14 protein-coding genes are annotated in these 14,317 nt (G+C 61.4%); 3 read left to right on the top strand and 11 right to left on the bottom strand.

The genetic code is table 11. The features are described 5' to 3' along the window. Window positions 1-109: 109 nt before the first annotated feature. Window positions 110-958 carry a hypothetical protein gene (locus tag WB650_RS12895; RefSeq protein WP_422301682.1) on the top strand — a complete coding sequence of 283 codons (849 nt, stop codon included), beginning with the start codon at window positions 110-112 and terminating at the stop codon, window positions 956-958. Here the strand turns inward: WB650_RS12895 and WB650_RS12890 are convergent. Beyond that, entirely contained in the window at window positions 955-2,013 is a 1,059-nt protein-coding gene (locus WB650_RS12890) for a phosphotransferase family protein (RefSeq protein ID WP_423960733.1), read from the bottom strand. The two genes, WB650_RS12895 and WB650_RS12890, sit on opposite strands and share 4 nt — an antisense overlap. 88 nt (window positions 2,014-2,101) lie before the next feature. Here WB650_RS12890 and WB650_RS12885 point away from each other — a divergent pair, with 88 nt between their 5' ends. Beyond that, entirely contained in the window at window positions 2,102-3,013 is a 912-nt protein-coding gene (locus WB650_RS12885; RefSeq protein WP_423960732.1) for a decaprenyl-phosphate phosphoribosyltransferase, read from the top strand. Between the two features lie 21 nt (window positions 3,014-3,034). Here the strand turns inward: WB650_RS12885 and WB650_RS12880 are convergent, their stop codons facing one another. Together WB650_RS12880 and WB650_RS12875 are read right to left on the bottom strand one after the other, a co-directional pair. Then, window positions 3,035-5,674, bottom strand: coding sequence for an LPS-assembly protein LptD (locus tag WB650_RS12880; RefSeq protein WP_423960730.1), 2,640 nt, complete (start codon window positions 5,672-5,674; stop codon window positions 3,035-3,037). Further along, window positions 5,634-6,944, bottom strand: a complete 1,311-nt coding sequence (locus WB650_RS12875; protein ID WP_422302863.1) for a bifunctional folylpolyglutamate synthase/dihydrofolate synthase — start codon at window positions 6,942-6,944, stop codon at window positions 5,634-5,636. The genes WB650_RS12880 and WB650_RS12875 overlap by 41 nt, the downstream gene beginning before the upstream one ends. 109 nt (window positions 6,945-7,053) lie before the next feature. Between WB650_RS12875 and WB650_RS12870 the strand changes: the two genes are divergently transcribed. After that, entirely contained in the window at window positions 7,054-7,344 is a 291-nt protein-coding gene (locus WB650_RS12870) for a pentapeptide repeat-containing protein (protein ID WP_422302865.1), read from the top strand. Here the strand turns inward: WB650_RS12870 and accD are convergent. From accD to WB650_RS12830, 8 genes are all read right to left on the bottom strand, one after another. Beyond that, window positions 7,341-8,225 carry an acetyl-CoA carboxylase, carboxyltransferase subunit beta gene (accD, locus tag WB650_RS12865; RefSeq protein ID WP_422302867.1) on the bottom strand — a complete coding sequence of 295 codons (885 nt, stop codon included), beginning with the start codon at window positions 8,223-8,225 and terminating at the stop codon, window positions 7,341-7,343. The two genes, WB650_RS12870 and accD, sit on opposite strands and share 4 nt — an antisense overlap. Next, on the bottom strand, window positions 8,218-9,069 hold the full coding sequence (trpA, locus tag WB650_RS12860; protein ID WP_422302869.1) for a tryptophan synthase subunit alpha: 852 nt from the start codon (window positions 9,067-9,069) through the stop codon (window positions 8,218-8,220). Before trpA ends, accD begins: the two co-directional genes overlap by 8 nt. A 4-nt stretch (window positions 9,070-9,073) precedes the next feature. Then, window positions 9,074-10,267: a tryptophan synthase subunit beta gene (gene trpB, locus WB650_RS12855; protein WP_422302871.1), complete on the bottom strand. Its 1,194-nt coding sequence runs from the start codon at window positions 10,265-10,267 to the stop codon at window positions 9,074-9,076. After that, window positions 10,248-10,856 (bottom strand): phosphoribosylanthranilate isomerase, encoded by a 609-nt coding sequence (locus WB650_RS12850; RefSeq protein WP_422302873.1) that lies wholly within the window; start codon window positions 10,854-10,856, stop codon window positions 10,248-10,250. The genes trpB and WB650_RS12850 overlap by 20 nt, the downstream gene beginning before the upstream one ends. Then, window positions 10,853-11,632 carry an indole-3-glycerol phosphate synthase TrpC gene (trpC, locus tag WB650_RS12845; protein ID WP_422302875.1) on the bottom strand — a complete coding sequence of 260 codons (780 nt, stop codon included), beginning with the start codon at window positions 11,630-11,632 and terminating at the stop codon, window positions 10,853-10,855. Before trpC ends, WB650_RS12850 begins: the two co-directional genes overlap by 4 nt. Then, window positions 11,629-12,651, bottom strand: a complete 1,023-nt coding sequence (trpD, locus tag WB650_RS12840; protein WP_422302877.1) for an anthranilate phosphoribosyltransferase — start codon at window positions 12,649-12,651, stop codon at window positions 11,629-11,631. Before trpD ends, trpC begins: the two co-directional genes overlap by 4 nt. Next, entirely contained in the window at window positions 12,648-13,250 is a 603-nt protein-coding gene (locus WB650_RS12835; RefSeq protein WP_422302879.1) for an anthranilate synthase component II, read from the bottom strand. The genes trpD and WB650_RS12835 overlap by 4 nt, the downstream gene beginning before the upstream one ends. Window positions 13,251-13,255: 5 nt before the next feature. Further along, on the bottom strand, window positions 13,256-14,317 hold a 1,062-nt coding region (locus WB650_RS12830), incomplete at its 5' end, for an anthranilate synthase component I family protein (RefSeq protein ID WP_423960726.1).

Raw genomic sequence — 14,317 nt, 5'->3', positions numbered from 1 at the left:
AATCCCGGATCTTTCTCGACGCTGGTTCACACTCCCTCAACCCCGACGTTGAAGCGACGCTCGCAAGCAAGTCGTTTTATGTCATTGTCAGCGCAGGGCGCGAATCATTATGAAGCTGATTTTAAGCCGCAAGGGATTTGATTCTGCGAATGGCGGATGCCCAAGCCCAATCCTGGACGGTCAACTTTGCTCGCTTCCGATTCCGGATGCTGGCGCACCGACTCGATACGCCGAAATTTCCTCATTCAACGGCTCGTCGATTGTGCGGATTGTCGAAGACCTGACGCGCGGTCGAGTACAGCAGAGTGATGGCGCGCATCTCGATCCGGATTTGCGCCGCGATGCGATCCCACGCAGCGCGGGATGGCGTTCGATCTTCGGGCAAGCCGCAGCCGCGCAGAGTCATCTCGCGAGGCAGGAAGTCGGACGCGGCGATCTGTTTTTGTTCTTCGGATGCTTCCGGCAAGCCGAGAAGGTTGGAGGTGGGTTCCGCTTCGTCCGCGATGCACCGAAACTTCACGTTATCTTCGGATGGCTGCAGGTCGCGAGCGTGTCGCGCGCGACTAGCGAGCTTGCGATTGAAATCCCGTGGGCAGAAGGACATCCGCATCTCGCGGCGCCCGAGCGATACAAAAACAACACGCTCTATTTCGCGAGCGACCGCCTCTCGTCGATTGGCCTCAAAACGAGAGGCGCCGGAACCTTCGACCGGATTAGGCCCGAGTTGATACTCACAAAGACCGACTCGAATTGTTCCGTGTGGCAGCTGCCGCGATGGTTCCATCCAAACGGCCGCCCTGCCCTTTCCTATCACTCGAAGCCGACGCGCTGGACGGACTGTGACGACTCGATGCGGTTGCAATCAGTCGGTCGCGGCCAGGAGTTCGTGCTGGACGTCGACGAGTATCCTGAAGCGCGCGGCTGGTTGCGATCGATCTTTCGGGCCGCGAATAGCTAGCCTCGCGGCGCTGAGTTGCAGACCGACCAAGCTGCGTCGGCGAGCGCTGGGACTCGTTCTTTGCTGGCGGCGAACAGGGGATCGTCGGTCTGGCCGAGCACGAAGCGGGCGTAGCTGCCTTCCATGATGATTGCGAGCTTGAACAGCGCGAACGCCTGGTAGAATGGGAAGTCGCGCATCGCAAGGCCGGTGCGGCGCTCGTATCGATCGATCATCTCGCGCCGCGTGAGCCATCCTGGCGCGGCCTGCATGCTGGCGATCACGCCGCCCGACGCGTCAGTCGGGTCGGGCCAGTAGGTCAGCATCCAACCGAAATCCGCCAGCGGGTCGCCAATCGTCGACATCTCCCAATCGAGCACCGCGATCGCGCGCGTGCTTTTCGGATCGAACATCACGTTGTCGAGCTTGTAGTCGCCGTGGACAATCGTCGGCGCCGGCGACTGGGGAATTCGCGCGCGCAACCACTCCTTGACGTTTTCCATGACGGGCAGCGGACGGGTATGCGGAATCGTGCGCTCGAGCTGATCGGTCCATCGCCTGAGTTGGCGTTCGAGGTAGCCGTCGGGCCGCCCGAAACCCTCGAGGCCGGCCGCGCGCCAATCGACCTGCTGCAGCGCGACGAGCACATCCACCATCTGCTCGCTTACCTGCCGGCGCAGATCGGGGGTCTGCGCGAAGTGCTTGTTGTCGGCGCGCACGACGTCGCCACGCAGGTACTCCATCAGGTAAAACTGGGCGCCGATGTATGACGAATCGTCGCATACGGCGTACACGCGCGGCACCGGCACCGGGGTGTCCTGCAAGGCTTTGATCACGCGATATTCGCGCATCATGTCGTGCGCGGTCGGCAGCAGCGGCCCGCGCGGCGGCCGTCGCAGGGCCCATGACTTGCCATCGAAATGAATCAGGTGAACCTCGTTGGAATGGCCGAACGAGATATTTTCGGATCGAAGCGCGCCGGTATCGCCGAGCTTGCGTTCATCGAGGAACCGCTTGAGGCCGGCGAGATCAACGGTGGCTGACGGTCCGGTTTTTTCTTGGGTTGAAGTACTCATCGAGCGTACTGTTTTCGCAAACGCGGGTCGCGGTCAAGCGCCGACGCGTCTTGCGACAGCGAAGTGCGCACCTATACAACGAAATGCAGTGAACGCGGCGCCAAAGTTGAACGAAGGTCCGAGCACCGGCCAGATGGCCGCGATATTCCGGCTCGCGCGGCCCCATCAGTGGATCAAGAACGCGTTGGTGCTGGCGGCCCTGGTATTCGGCCAGCGGCTGTTCGTGTTGCACGACGTGGTGCTGGCGGTGGTCGCGTTCGTCGCGTTCTGCGCGCTTTCGAGCGCCGGTTACGTTCTGAACGACATTGCCGACCGCGAAGCCGATCGGCTGAATCCCGAAAAATGCGACCGTCCGTTGGCCCGCGGCGATCTGTCGGTTGCGACCGCGACCCGGGCCGCCCTGACTCTCGGCGCGATCGCGATCGTGCTGAGTATCATACTGGGCCGGACGTTCCTTGGAATCGCCGTGGTCTACGCCGCGCTTCAATTTTTCTATTCAATGTGGGCGAAGCACCAGGTGATCGTCGACATTATTGCGGTTGCGATTGGATTCGTGCTGCGCGCGTTCGCCGGCGGCGTCGCGATCAACGTCGAAGTATCCCCGTGGCTGGTGTTCATCACCTTCGTGTTGGCGTTGTTCCTGGTGTTGGCGCGCCGACGCCACGAGCTGATAGCGCTGGGCGACGACGCGATCGCGCATCGCAGCGCGCTTTCGGAATACAGCGTCCGACTGGTCGATCAGATGATCTCGATCGTCGCGGGCGCGGCGCTCGTCAGTTACATGATCTACACGGCATCGGCCGAAGTCGAGGCAAAGCTCGGAACCAGGCATCTCTATCTGACGGTGCCGTTCGTCGCATTCGGAATCCTGCGCTATCTCTACCTGATCGATGAGCGCAACGAAGGCGGGGACCCGGCGCGGGCGTTGATCCATGATCGGCCGCTGCTGCTCGCGGTCGCGCTGTGGATACTCACCGATATCGCGTTGCTGTACTTCTAGAAGCGCCGGGCCCGCGCGGTTTCAGTAATTCGGCAGAACTCCGGTGGGCGAGCCGACCAGGCCGCGCGTCTGGAATGGATTGCGTCCGAACGGACTGCGTCCGACTGAGCCGAGGCCGCCCAGGGTCAACTGGAACTGGACCTGCACTTCATTGGGATTGGTCGAGTCGGTAATTCCAAGGTCCGCCGCCCAACAATCGCACGGTGATTTCAGCCGCACGCCGTACTCGGTCGACAGATTCCGGTCGGCAGCGAGATCGTAGCTAGGCGCAATGTAGAAACCGAGCCTATCGAATACCTCCGTATAAGCTCGTCCCGATACGAGTTGGGCGGCGTTTTTGTTGGTCGCCTGAATGACGGTGGAGGTCCGGCTCGCATAGTTGTACGCGAACTCGATAAACGAGCCCTGCAATGCTTTGCCCAGGTAAATCGACGACCCTTTGGTGCTCCAGGGCGGTTGAATATCCAGCGTCGCGTTGGCCTGCGTAATCCCGGAATGCGCGCGCGGATTGTAGTCGAGCTGCGAACTCAGGGTTGCGATCTGGGTTGCATAGAGGCTCAGCAGCCCCTCGATATCCGATACATGCGAGCCGCCGGTTGCGACCTCATGCGAGGTGTCGTAGGCCTGCTGTACCGTTAACGAGGCCAGTTGCTGGGAATGCTCGCCGTTGCGGACGATATTTCCGCCGGGTGGCACCAAAGAATCCGCCAGCGGTTCTTCATGGAATGGTCCGACATTCGTACCGCCGGTATCGGTTATCGCTTCGGTTTCGGTCGGGGTTGCGTCGGTGGTCGTCTCCTCCGGAGCTTGTTCTTTAATCTTGGCGAACAGCCGCGTCGTGAATCCGTAAGTGATGAGACTGCGCGAATTCAACCGATCGGTCTGATCGAACAAAGGCTGATTGCCCTGGTAGACGCGCGGCACATACTCATAGTTGGCAAACGGCTCGATAGTGTTCTTGAGCTTCTCAATCGATCTAAATTGGAAGTCGTACACGCGATCCACGAGGGTAGAGATGCCGGTTTTGGCATAGGGGACGATTCGCGCGCTGGTGCCCGAGCTGTTGAAGGGACTCAAGGTGACGCAATTGTTGAAAGTAAGCTCAACCCCGCCGCCGCCTGGGCAAGTCGAGTTTCTCGCATTGATTGGGGGCTTGGTTCCGACCGGGATGATATTAATATTCCGTCCAGCCGTGTCATATAAAACGCCCTGCGAACCCACCATCCCGTAACCAGTCAGGTAATCGCCCAGGCGCCAGGGCAGCGTAATCCGGGGATTGGCGGAGAAGCGCCCGCCGTCGATCCCCTGGTACCGGTAGAAGTTGACCGCCTCCGCATCGTAGTCCGAGAACATCAGGTTGTTGAACAATTCCTGGCGTCCGGTGACCGTTAGATCCGGCAGTCGCTGCAAAGCGAACTGCTGCGGCTGAATCAGATCCTGGTTCCAGTTGCCCTGTAGCTGCGCGTAGGCGTTTTCGAATTGATAGAGCATCCCGAAGTTCGATGCCGCATTCGACATCGAGCCGAAATTTGACTGGCCCAGCCCGCTTTGGAAGCCGCGCGATAAGGTCCACACATCCATCTCGCGCAGATACAGGCTATCGCTTACGGAGACCGTGTCGCCGTAGGCGATAAGGTTGTCGGTGAGATGCTGCCGCGCCATCGCGATAATCCCGAAGCGATTTACCGGGATATGCGGATCGGCGATCTGCGGATCGATGATATCGTCCAGGCGATTCGCGTCCGACCGTAGCGCCTCGTTGTAGAACGCGCCATCGGCCCACAGGTAGTCGTCTTTGCCGTTTACCAGCCGATACTCGCCCAGGCCACCGACTCGCTGCGAGGTCTCGATATCGAACGCGCCGGTCGCGTCCGAGCTTTTGTTGATCGCGATATAATATGGCTGAAGCCACTGAAAACCGCGCAGGCCAGACTGACCCTCGCGCCCGCTCAGGAAGCCGCTGTGCCGATCCGAATCGGCCGGAAAAATTGCGTACGGCATCGGAATCACCGGGTAACCGGCGACGTTGAAGGTGGCATTTTGGGCAGTACCGGTCTGCCCGACGTTCACCTTCATCTCCTTCGCGTTAATCGACCAGTCGGGCGTGCCCTTCTCGCATCCGCAGGTCGTGAAATATCCGTCCTTCACCTCGTAGGTCTGCCCTTCGAGCTTTGTGACCTGCTTGCCTTCAAGATGATAGATATTTTGCTTCGCCAGTATCTTGGCGTTGTAGAGCACCATCGTCTCATTGGTCATGTCGATGGTGCCTTCGGTCGCCCACATCTCGACCTCGGGATCGATCAGGTGCACGTGCCCAATCGCGCGCGCCTTGCGGTCGCGACGCATGATATCGATCTGATCTGCCTTCAATACTGTGCCGCCCTGGGTCATGACGGCGTCGCCCTTCACCACGAAGGTGTCGGTCTTCGAGTCGTAGATGGTTTCCTGGCCGGTGACATTGACCGGTTCTCCGTGCTCGACCCGCACTGGAGCCGGAATTGAAGATCTTCTCTTGGTAGCCGCGGTGGTTGGAGCGACGGCGGGAGGGGGATCGTCGGCGCGGGCAATAGCCGGCGAGAGCAGCGCGGCCCACATTATCGCGAGCGCGATCGCCAGACTTCTAAGCGCCGGCTTCAGGAAACAAACCACTCCGCCCCTCACGGCTCAAAAAGTACGGATAAACTTCGCCGATAAGATACACGGATCCCGTAACAAGCGCCACGTCGTCCGACGCCAATTCAGAGAACACGCGGTCGATCGCGCGGAGCGGATCGCGCTCGACGCGTGCCGGGCAATGCGCCCCGAAATGCGCGAGCAGCTCTTCAGGTTCGAGCGGGCTCTTGGGTTTGGCGCGGGTCAAAGTGACGTCGCGCACGCGTGGACCGAGCATCGCCGCCATCCGCGTCCATTCTTTTGCGGACTGACATCCGAATATCAGCCGTGGCTTCACATCGGGACCCAGCTCGACGCTCATCGTCTCGAGCAGCGCGGCAATGCTCATCTCGTTATGCGCGCAATCGAGGATAACCAGCGGCCGCTTCGATACGATGTCGAAACGGCCCGGCCACTGAATTTCGCGGAGCCCGGTCCGAATTGCGTCTTCGTCGATTCGCCAGCCCTGCGTGCGCAAAGCTTCGAGGGTAGCAACCGCGATCGCGGCATTCTCATGCTGAAAGGGTCCCGCCAACCCAATCTCGAGATCGCGCAACTCGAGCCCAAGGCCGTGATAGTCCAATCGATGCGCCGGCGCGTGCGACTTGTACGAAAAATCGCGATCGATCAAGCGGACCGCGCTACGACGCTGCGCGGCTATCGAGGTCAAGGTGAGACGCGATTCCTCGTCTCGCGCACCAATCACGACTGGCACGTCGTTCTTGATAATCCCGCCCTTCTCGCCCGCAATCGCCGCGATGGTGTAGCCGAGATATTCCATGTGATCAAAACCGATCGGGGTAATCACGCTCAAAATCGGCGTCACGACGTTGGTGGAATCAAGCCGCCCCCCGAGGCCGGTCTCAACTATCGCAATATCGACGTGCTCCTCGGCGAAGTACAGGAACATCATCGCAACGGTGAACTCGAAAAACGTGAGCGCAAGGCCGGCGCGATCGTAAATCGCGCGCAGGCGCTCGATATAGTCGAGCATCAGCGCCGCCGGAATCTCAGCCCCCGAAATCCGCGTCCGCTCCGCGAGATTAACCAGGTGCGGCTTGGTGTAGAGCCCCGTCTTATAACGGGCGCGCCGCAGACAACTGTCGAGCATCGCGGCGACGGAGCCCTTCCCCTTGGTCCCCGCAATGTGCACGGCGCGCAGTTTGCGATGCGGATTGCCGATAACTTCGAGCGCAGCCTCCATCCGCTCGAGTTTGTAGATCTCGCCGCGAGCCTCCAGCGAGTAGAGCCAGTCGATCGTCTTGCTGAGCTGGTCCATATCCAGCCGGAGTTTATCGGCAATCAACGGTACGCGGAAGATTCCGCGAAGTGTCCGTGTCCTAGCTCGCGAGATCGGCTATAGAGAGTGGGCGTTTGAGGAGGAGTCGATGAGCGAAGGCAAGCGGTTCGATCAGGAACAGATGCGCGGCGCCAGATTTCGCGGATGCGGTCTGGCGCAGGCCGAATTTGAAGACGTGGACCTGGCGGATTCCAAATTTACTAACGTGAATTTGCGAGGCTCGTCTTTTACCGACGTAAACCTTCAAGGCTCGAAGCTTACCAACGTGAATCTCGCCGATGTCAGCATCGAAGATGCGAACATCAGCGGCCTGACGATCCTCGGTTGGAATATCGCGGACCTGATCAAAGAGGCGGAGCAAAAGAAGAGTTCAAGCTAGGAGACTCCTCTGCGCTTGCCTTTCGATCCGCCCTGCCCCGCGCCGCGATTTCCGCGCGGTCTCGTTAGCATCGTGAGGATTCGCGACAGCGTGAAGCGCATCTGGTGACGCGGGACGATAGCGTCGAGCATCCCGTGCGCCAGTAAAAACTCGGCGCGCTGAAAATTTTCCGGTAGCTCCTGACCGCTGGTCTGCGCCGTCACGCGACGTCCCGCGAAACCGATCAGCGCGCCGGGCTCTGAAATATTCAAGTCGCCGAGCATCGCGAACGAGGCTGCGACGCCGCCCGTGGTCGGATCGCACAGCACGGAAATATACGGTAGGCGCGCGTCGCGAAATCGCGCGATCGCGGACGATACTTTCGCCATCTGCATCAGCGACAGCGGGCCCTCCTGCATTCGCGCACCGCCCGACGCGACGAATATGATCACCGGCAGCTTGCGCTCGCATGCGATGTCGAACAGGCGCGCGAGCTTCTCGCCCACCACCACGCCCATGCTGCCGCCCATGAATTCGAAATCCATCACGCCGATGGCCACCGGCCGATTCTCGATTTTGCCGATTCCAACCACCACCGCGTCGTTGCGGCCGCTGTTGGCGCGCGCCTGCTCCATCCGCTTGGGATAAGGCCGCGAATCGACGAAGCCGAGTGGATCGCCAATCGCCATCTCGGCCATCAACTCGCGCCACGTCCCGCGATCGACGCTGATCGACAGCCGCTGCGGCACCGTCACGCGAAAATGGTAACCGCACTTGGGGCATACGTTCAGATTGCGTTCGACTTCCTTGCGGAACGCCATCTCCTTGCACGACGGGCATTTCGACCAGATGTCGTCGGAGGGTGCCTGCGTCGCGACCGGCGTCTGTTCGCGTTCAGCCATCTGAATTCTCCGCCGCGGGCGCGCTCTCGATGCGTCGCGCTGATTTCATCGCATCCTTCATCGCACCGACCAGTCCGCCCACCGCTTCCGGCACGTCGCCGGACTTCGTGTGCTGTTCGATCAACAACGAAATCGCGCTGCCGACAACGACCGCATCGGCCATCGTCGCGACTTCGGCAGCCTGTACAGGCGTCGAGATACCGAACCCGACGCCGATCGGCAGATCGGTCACGCTGCGAATCTCGCGCATGTGCTCCGCAATCCCCGTGTCGAGATGCGCGCGCGCGCCGGTCACACCAGTCACAGAGACATAGTAGAGAAAGCCGCTGGCAGAGCGGGCGATCGCGCGGCTCCTGTCGATAGGCGTCGTCGGCGCGAGGAGGTAGATCAGGTCCAGACCGTTAGCGCGCGCCGGCTTCTTGAGCTCTCCGGACTCTTCAGGCGGCAAATCGACCACCAGCAAAGCGTCGATTCCCGCGCGCGCGGCGTCGGCGCACAAACGCTCACATCCGTAGTGAAAGATCGGGTTGTAGTAGCCGAACAGGATCAGCGGAATCTGGGTCTGCGCGCGAAGCTCGCTCACCATCGAGAGTATCGCCGCCAACGACGCACCCGCGCCGAGCCCGCGCGCCAGCGAGCGCTGGTTGGCGGGGCCGTCAGCCATCGGATCGGAAAACGGCACGCCCAGCTCGATCAGGTCGGCGCCGCGAGCCTCGACTTCGAGCACCAGCTTCCGCGTCGTATCCATATCGGGATCGCCAGCGACGATGAACGGGATCAGCGCTGCCTCGCCGCGCGCGCGCAGCTCGCGAAATTTTCGTTTGATTCTGTGCTCCGTTGCCATCGTCCTACACCGTCACCCTGAACGCCTTCGCTACCGTCTGCATATCCTTGTCGCCGCGTCCCGACAGATTCACGATCATGATTTGTTCCTTCGACATTTGCGGCGCCAGCTTGATCGCGTGCGCCACCGCATGCGAGCTCTCGAGCGCCGGAATAATCCCCTCGGTCTCAGACAGCATCTTCAAAGCGTCGAGCGCCTCGGCATCAGTCACCGACGTGTACTCGGCGCGGCCGACGTCGTTGAGCCACGAATGCTCGGGGCCGACGCCCGGATAGTCGAGGCCCGCGGCAATCGAATGCGTCTCGCGAACCTGTCCGAGCTCATCTTGCAGCAGGTAGGTCTTGTTGCCGTGCAGCACGCCGACGCTGCCCGCCGTGATCGTGGCCGCATGATGCGGTCCGCTGATGCCGAGGCCGGCGGCCTCGACCCCAATCATCTTCACGCCGGCATCTTTGATAAATGGGTAGAAAAGTCCGATCGCGTTCGAGCCGCCGTTGACGCATGCGACCAGCACGTCGGGCAGGCGCCCTTCGTGCTTAAGAATCTGGCGGCGCGCCTCGCGCCCGATGACGGCCTGGAAGTCGCGCACGATCATCGGGTACGGATGCGGTCCTGCCGTCGTGCCAATCAGGTAGTAAGTGTTGCGCACCGTCGCGATCCAATCGCGCAGCGCCTCGTTCATCGCGTCCTTCAGGCTCTTGCTGCCGCTCTCGACGGGGGTGACCTTGGCGCCGAGCAGCTTCATCCGAAAGACGTTGAGCGATTGCCGCTCGACATCCACCGAACCCATGAAGACTTCGCACTCGCGCCGAAACAGCGCCGCCATCGTGGCCGTCGCGACGCCATGCTGCCCCGCTCCGGTCTCGGCGGTGATGCGCGACTTGTTCATGCGCACCGCCAGCAGAGCCTGCCCGAGCGTGTTGTTCACCTTGTGCGCGCCGGTATGACAAAGATCTTCGCGCTTCAAATAAATTTTCGCGCCACCGAGTTTCGACGTGAGATTCTCGCACAGGTAGAGCGGCGTCGGACGTCCCACGAACTCGCGCGAGCGATCCTCGAGCTCGGCGCGAAACTTCGGATCGCGACGCGCCTCCTTGTATGCGCGCTCGAGTTCGAACAGCGCGGGCATCAGGGTTTCCGCGACGTACTTGCCGCCGAACTGGCCGAAATGGCCGCGGCTATCGGGAACGTTTTGCATTGTTGACGAAGCTCCTAATTTTATCGTGGTCCTTCACACCCGGCGACGATTCGACACCGCTCGCACAATCGACTGCGTAAGGTTCGAGCGTGGCGACCTCACCAACGTTGTCGGGATTCAATCCGCCGGCGATAAACGCGCGGCTCAAGTCCACGGCACGAAGCTGATCTAGTGAAATACGATTTCCGGTACCGCCAAACAGTTTCGCGTCGAAGGAGTCGTACAAAACGTAATCGCCGCGATGCGGCCTTACGCCGGAACCCTCCACCGCCTTTAACCGTCGCGCGACGATCGATGGAACCGGCCAGCCCGCGAGCGCCGCGTCATCCTCGTCGCCTGAAAACTGGATCATATCGAGCGACACAGCGCGCAGGCGCTCATCTATATAAGCGCGCGCCGCGTTGACGAACACTCCGACCACCACGGCGCGCGCGCCAATCGCCTCGCGAATCTCGCGAGCGCGATCGACGTCGACAAAGCGCGGAGTCTTCGCATAGAAGTTCAGTCCGATCATATCGGCGCCGGCCTCGATCGCTGCGCGCGCATCTTCGACAATCGTAATGCCGCAAATTTTGACTCGAACTGTCATAGCGCCTCTATCAGCTCGCCAAGTTTCGCGCCTGGCTGTCCGCCTCGCAGCAGACTCTCGCCTATCAGAAATGCGCGCGCACCCGCCGCGTCAAGACGCCGAATATCCTCAGGCGAATCGATTCCACTTTCTGTAACTATCACCGCGTCGCCTTTGTAACCCGCGAGCAGGCGCTCGGTCACTGCGATATCGGTAACGAAAGTATGCAGGTCGCGATTATTGATACCGACAAGCTGCGCACCAATCTTCGCGGCGAGCGCAAACTCCGCGGCATCGTGCGACTCGACGAGCGTTGCCATCCCAAGCTCGCGCGCGAGCGCCGCCAGCGAACGCAGCTCGCCTTCTTTCAGCATCGCGGCGATCAGCAGAATACAATCCGCGCCGGCCGAGCGCGCTTCGTAAACCTGGTATGGCTCGAAAATGAAGTCCTTGCGCAGGAGAGGAACGTTGACCGCGGCGCGAACGGTGCGCAGATCGTCAAGCGTGCCTTTGAAATGTGCGTCGGTCAGAACCGAGATTGCAGCGGCGCCGCCGGCGGCGTAATCGCGCGCTACGCTGGCCGGATCGAGTCTCGGCATAATGTCGCCTTTGCTCGGAGAGGCGCGTTTGATCTCCGCAATTATCGCGGGACGCCGAGTGCGCAGCGCAGCGATAAAATCGCGCGGCTTGGGCGCCCTCCCCGCTTCGGCGACGATCGCCATCGGCGAAACTATCGTGCGTCGGGCGCGCACTTCGACGCGTTTGGCCGCGTATATCTTGTCGAGGATTGAGCTCATTGGATTCCGTTGCTGGCGCGCCGCATTTTTTCGAGGACTTCAAGCGCGCGGCTTTTGGCGATAATTTCCTGTGCCGCATCGACGCCTTCTTTAAGCGACGCGGCCTTGCCGCCGACGTAAATTGCGCCGCCGCCGTTCAGCGCGAGCACATCTTGCGCCGGCCCTGAACCGCCATCAAGTGCGCCGCGCAGAACTCGCACCGCATCGTTGAGATTTTTGATCACCAGCGCGCGATGGTCGCCTCGAGAAATTCCGAAAGTCAGCGGCGAGACTTGATACTCCGTCAGCTCGCCATCGCGCAGTTCCACGATTTTGGTCGGGCCGCTGATTGCGATTTCATCGATTCCGTCGCCGCCATGCACGACCATCGCGCGCCTGGTTCCGAGAGCCTTGAGCGCGTTCGCCATCGGCCGGAGCAAATTCTCTTCGGCGACGCCCAATAGATGGAAGCGAGGACGCGCCGGGTTGCCGAGCGACCCCATCAAATTGAAAATGGTGCGGATTCGGAGCTCGCGCCTGAGCGGCGCAATCTTCTTGAACGCGGGATGATACACCTGCGCGAAGATGTGGCAGCATCCCGCTTCATCGAGGCATCGCTTCAGGCCGTCGGGATCGCAATCGATCTTCACGCCCATCGCCTCGAGCACGTCGGCCGTCCCTACTGTGCCACTGATCGCGCGATTGCCGTGCTTGGCGACCGGCACGCCCGCCGCGGCCGCGATCAACGCGGCGCCGGTCGAAATGTTGAAGGTACTGGCGCCATCGCCGCCGGTGCCGCAGGTATCGAGCACCTCGCCATCGCGAAGATTCAGCGGACGCGCGCGTGCGAGCATCGCCCGCACCGCGCCTGCTAGCTCGTCGGCCTCGGCGCCCTTGATTTTCAGTGCGATGAGGAACGCGCCGACGACGGCGTCGGGCGCGCCGCCGTCCATGATCTCGCCGATCGCGAGTTCAGCCTCAGCGTCGGTGAGCGAGCGCCCGTCGATGAGCGCCTGCAGGGGTTCGTGGAGTCCGCTCATTGTGCGGTTCCGTTTTTGTCGAGGCCGTCGAGAAAATTTTGCAGCAGATGCTTGCCCTCGAAGGTCAGAATCGATTCGGGATGAAACTGGACGCCTTCGACTGCGTGCTGTTTGTGGCGCAGTCCCATGATTTCGTTTTCCGCCGTGCGCGCGCTGACTTCCAGCGTCGGCGGAACCGACGCGGCGTCAACCAGTAGCGAATGATAACGCATCGCGTCGAACGGACTCGGGATGCCCGCGAAGATCGTCTTGCCGTCGTGGATTATCGGCGAGGTCTTGCCGTGCATCAGGCGATCCGCGCGCACCACCTTGCCGCCGAACGCTTCGCCGATACATTGCAGGCCAAGGCATACACCGAGTATCGGAACCTCGCCCGCCATCTCGCGCAGCAGAGTCAGCGAGATGCCGGCCTCGGTGGGAGTGCACGGCCCGGGCGAGATGACGACGGCACTGGGATGAAGCGCGCGAACCCCGGCGACGTCGATCGCGTCGTTGCGTTTTACCGTGACGTCGGCGCCGAGCTCACCGAGGTACTGCACGATGTTGTAGGTAAACGAGTCGTAGTTGTCGATCATCAGCAGTCTTTTATTGCTCGCCATGCGACCTACCTCTTCGCCGCGGTTTCGAAATCGCGCGCGGCCTGGAGCGCCCGCACCATCGCGCGAGCCTTGTTGACCGACTCCTCGAACTCGGCGCCAGGGTCCGAGTCGGCGACGACGCCGCCGCCTGCTTGTATATACACACGGTCCTTCTTGATCAGCAGCGTGCGCAGCGCGATCGCGGTGTCGGTGTTGCCGGTGTAGCTGAAGTAGCCGACCGCGCCGGCGTAGACGCCGCGGCGTACCGACTCGAGCTCGTCGATAATTTCCATCGCGCGGATTTTCGGGGCGCCGGAGACCGTGCCCTGCGGAAAGGTGGCGGCGAATGCGTCGAACGCGTCGCATCCGTCGCGCAGGACGCCGGTAACGTTCGACACGATATGCATCACGTGCGAATAGCGCTCGACCACCATCAGCTCGGTTACTTTCACCGAGCCGATTTCGGATACGCGGCCGACGTCGTTGCGCCCGAGGTCGACCAGCATCACGTGCTCGGCGCGTTCCTTGGGGTCGGCGAGCAACTCGGCTTCGAGTTCGCGATCCTCGGCCTCGGTGACGCCGCGGCGGCGGGTGCCGGCGATCGGCCGCAGCGTTATTTCGCGACCCTCGACGCGCACCATCACCTCGGGCGACGCACCGACCAGCGTCTGATCGCCGAGGCGCAGGTAGAACATGTAGGGCGACGGGTTGATCGTGCGCAGGCTGCGGTAAATGTTGAACGGATGCGCGGTCAGGGGAGCCTCGAAGCGCTGCGAGGGGACCACCTGAATGACGTCGCCGGCCGCGATGTATTCCTTCGCCGCGGAAACCATAGCCATGTAGCCCTCGCGCGTCATGTTCGAGGTGATGGACGCGTCGTTGATGGCGACGTTGCGCGCGCCTTCGAGGAACGGCGGCACCGCGGGACGTTTTAGGCGCTCGATTATCTCGTCGATTTTGATGCGCGCGCTTTGATACGCCATTTTGGTCGAGGCGAACTCTTCGACCGGGACGTTGGCGATAATTTTGAGCGTCTGCCGGACGTTGTCGAAGCACAGCACCGTGTCGGTGAACATCAGGTGGAAATC

Source organism: Binatus sp. (SeqCode) (genome assembly GCF_049584895.1).
Classification (GTDB): domain Bacteria; phylum Desulfobacterota; class Binatia; order Binatales; family Binataceae; genus Binatus.
The sequence above is the reverse complement of the archived record's forward strand: the minus strand, read 5'-3'. Positions and strand labels throughout refer to the sequence as shown.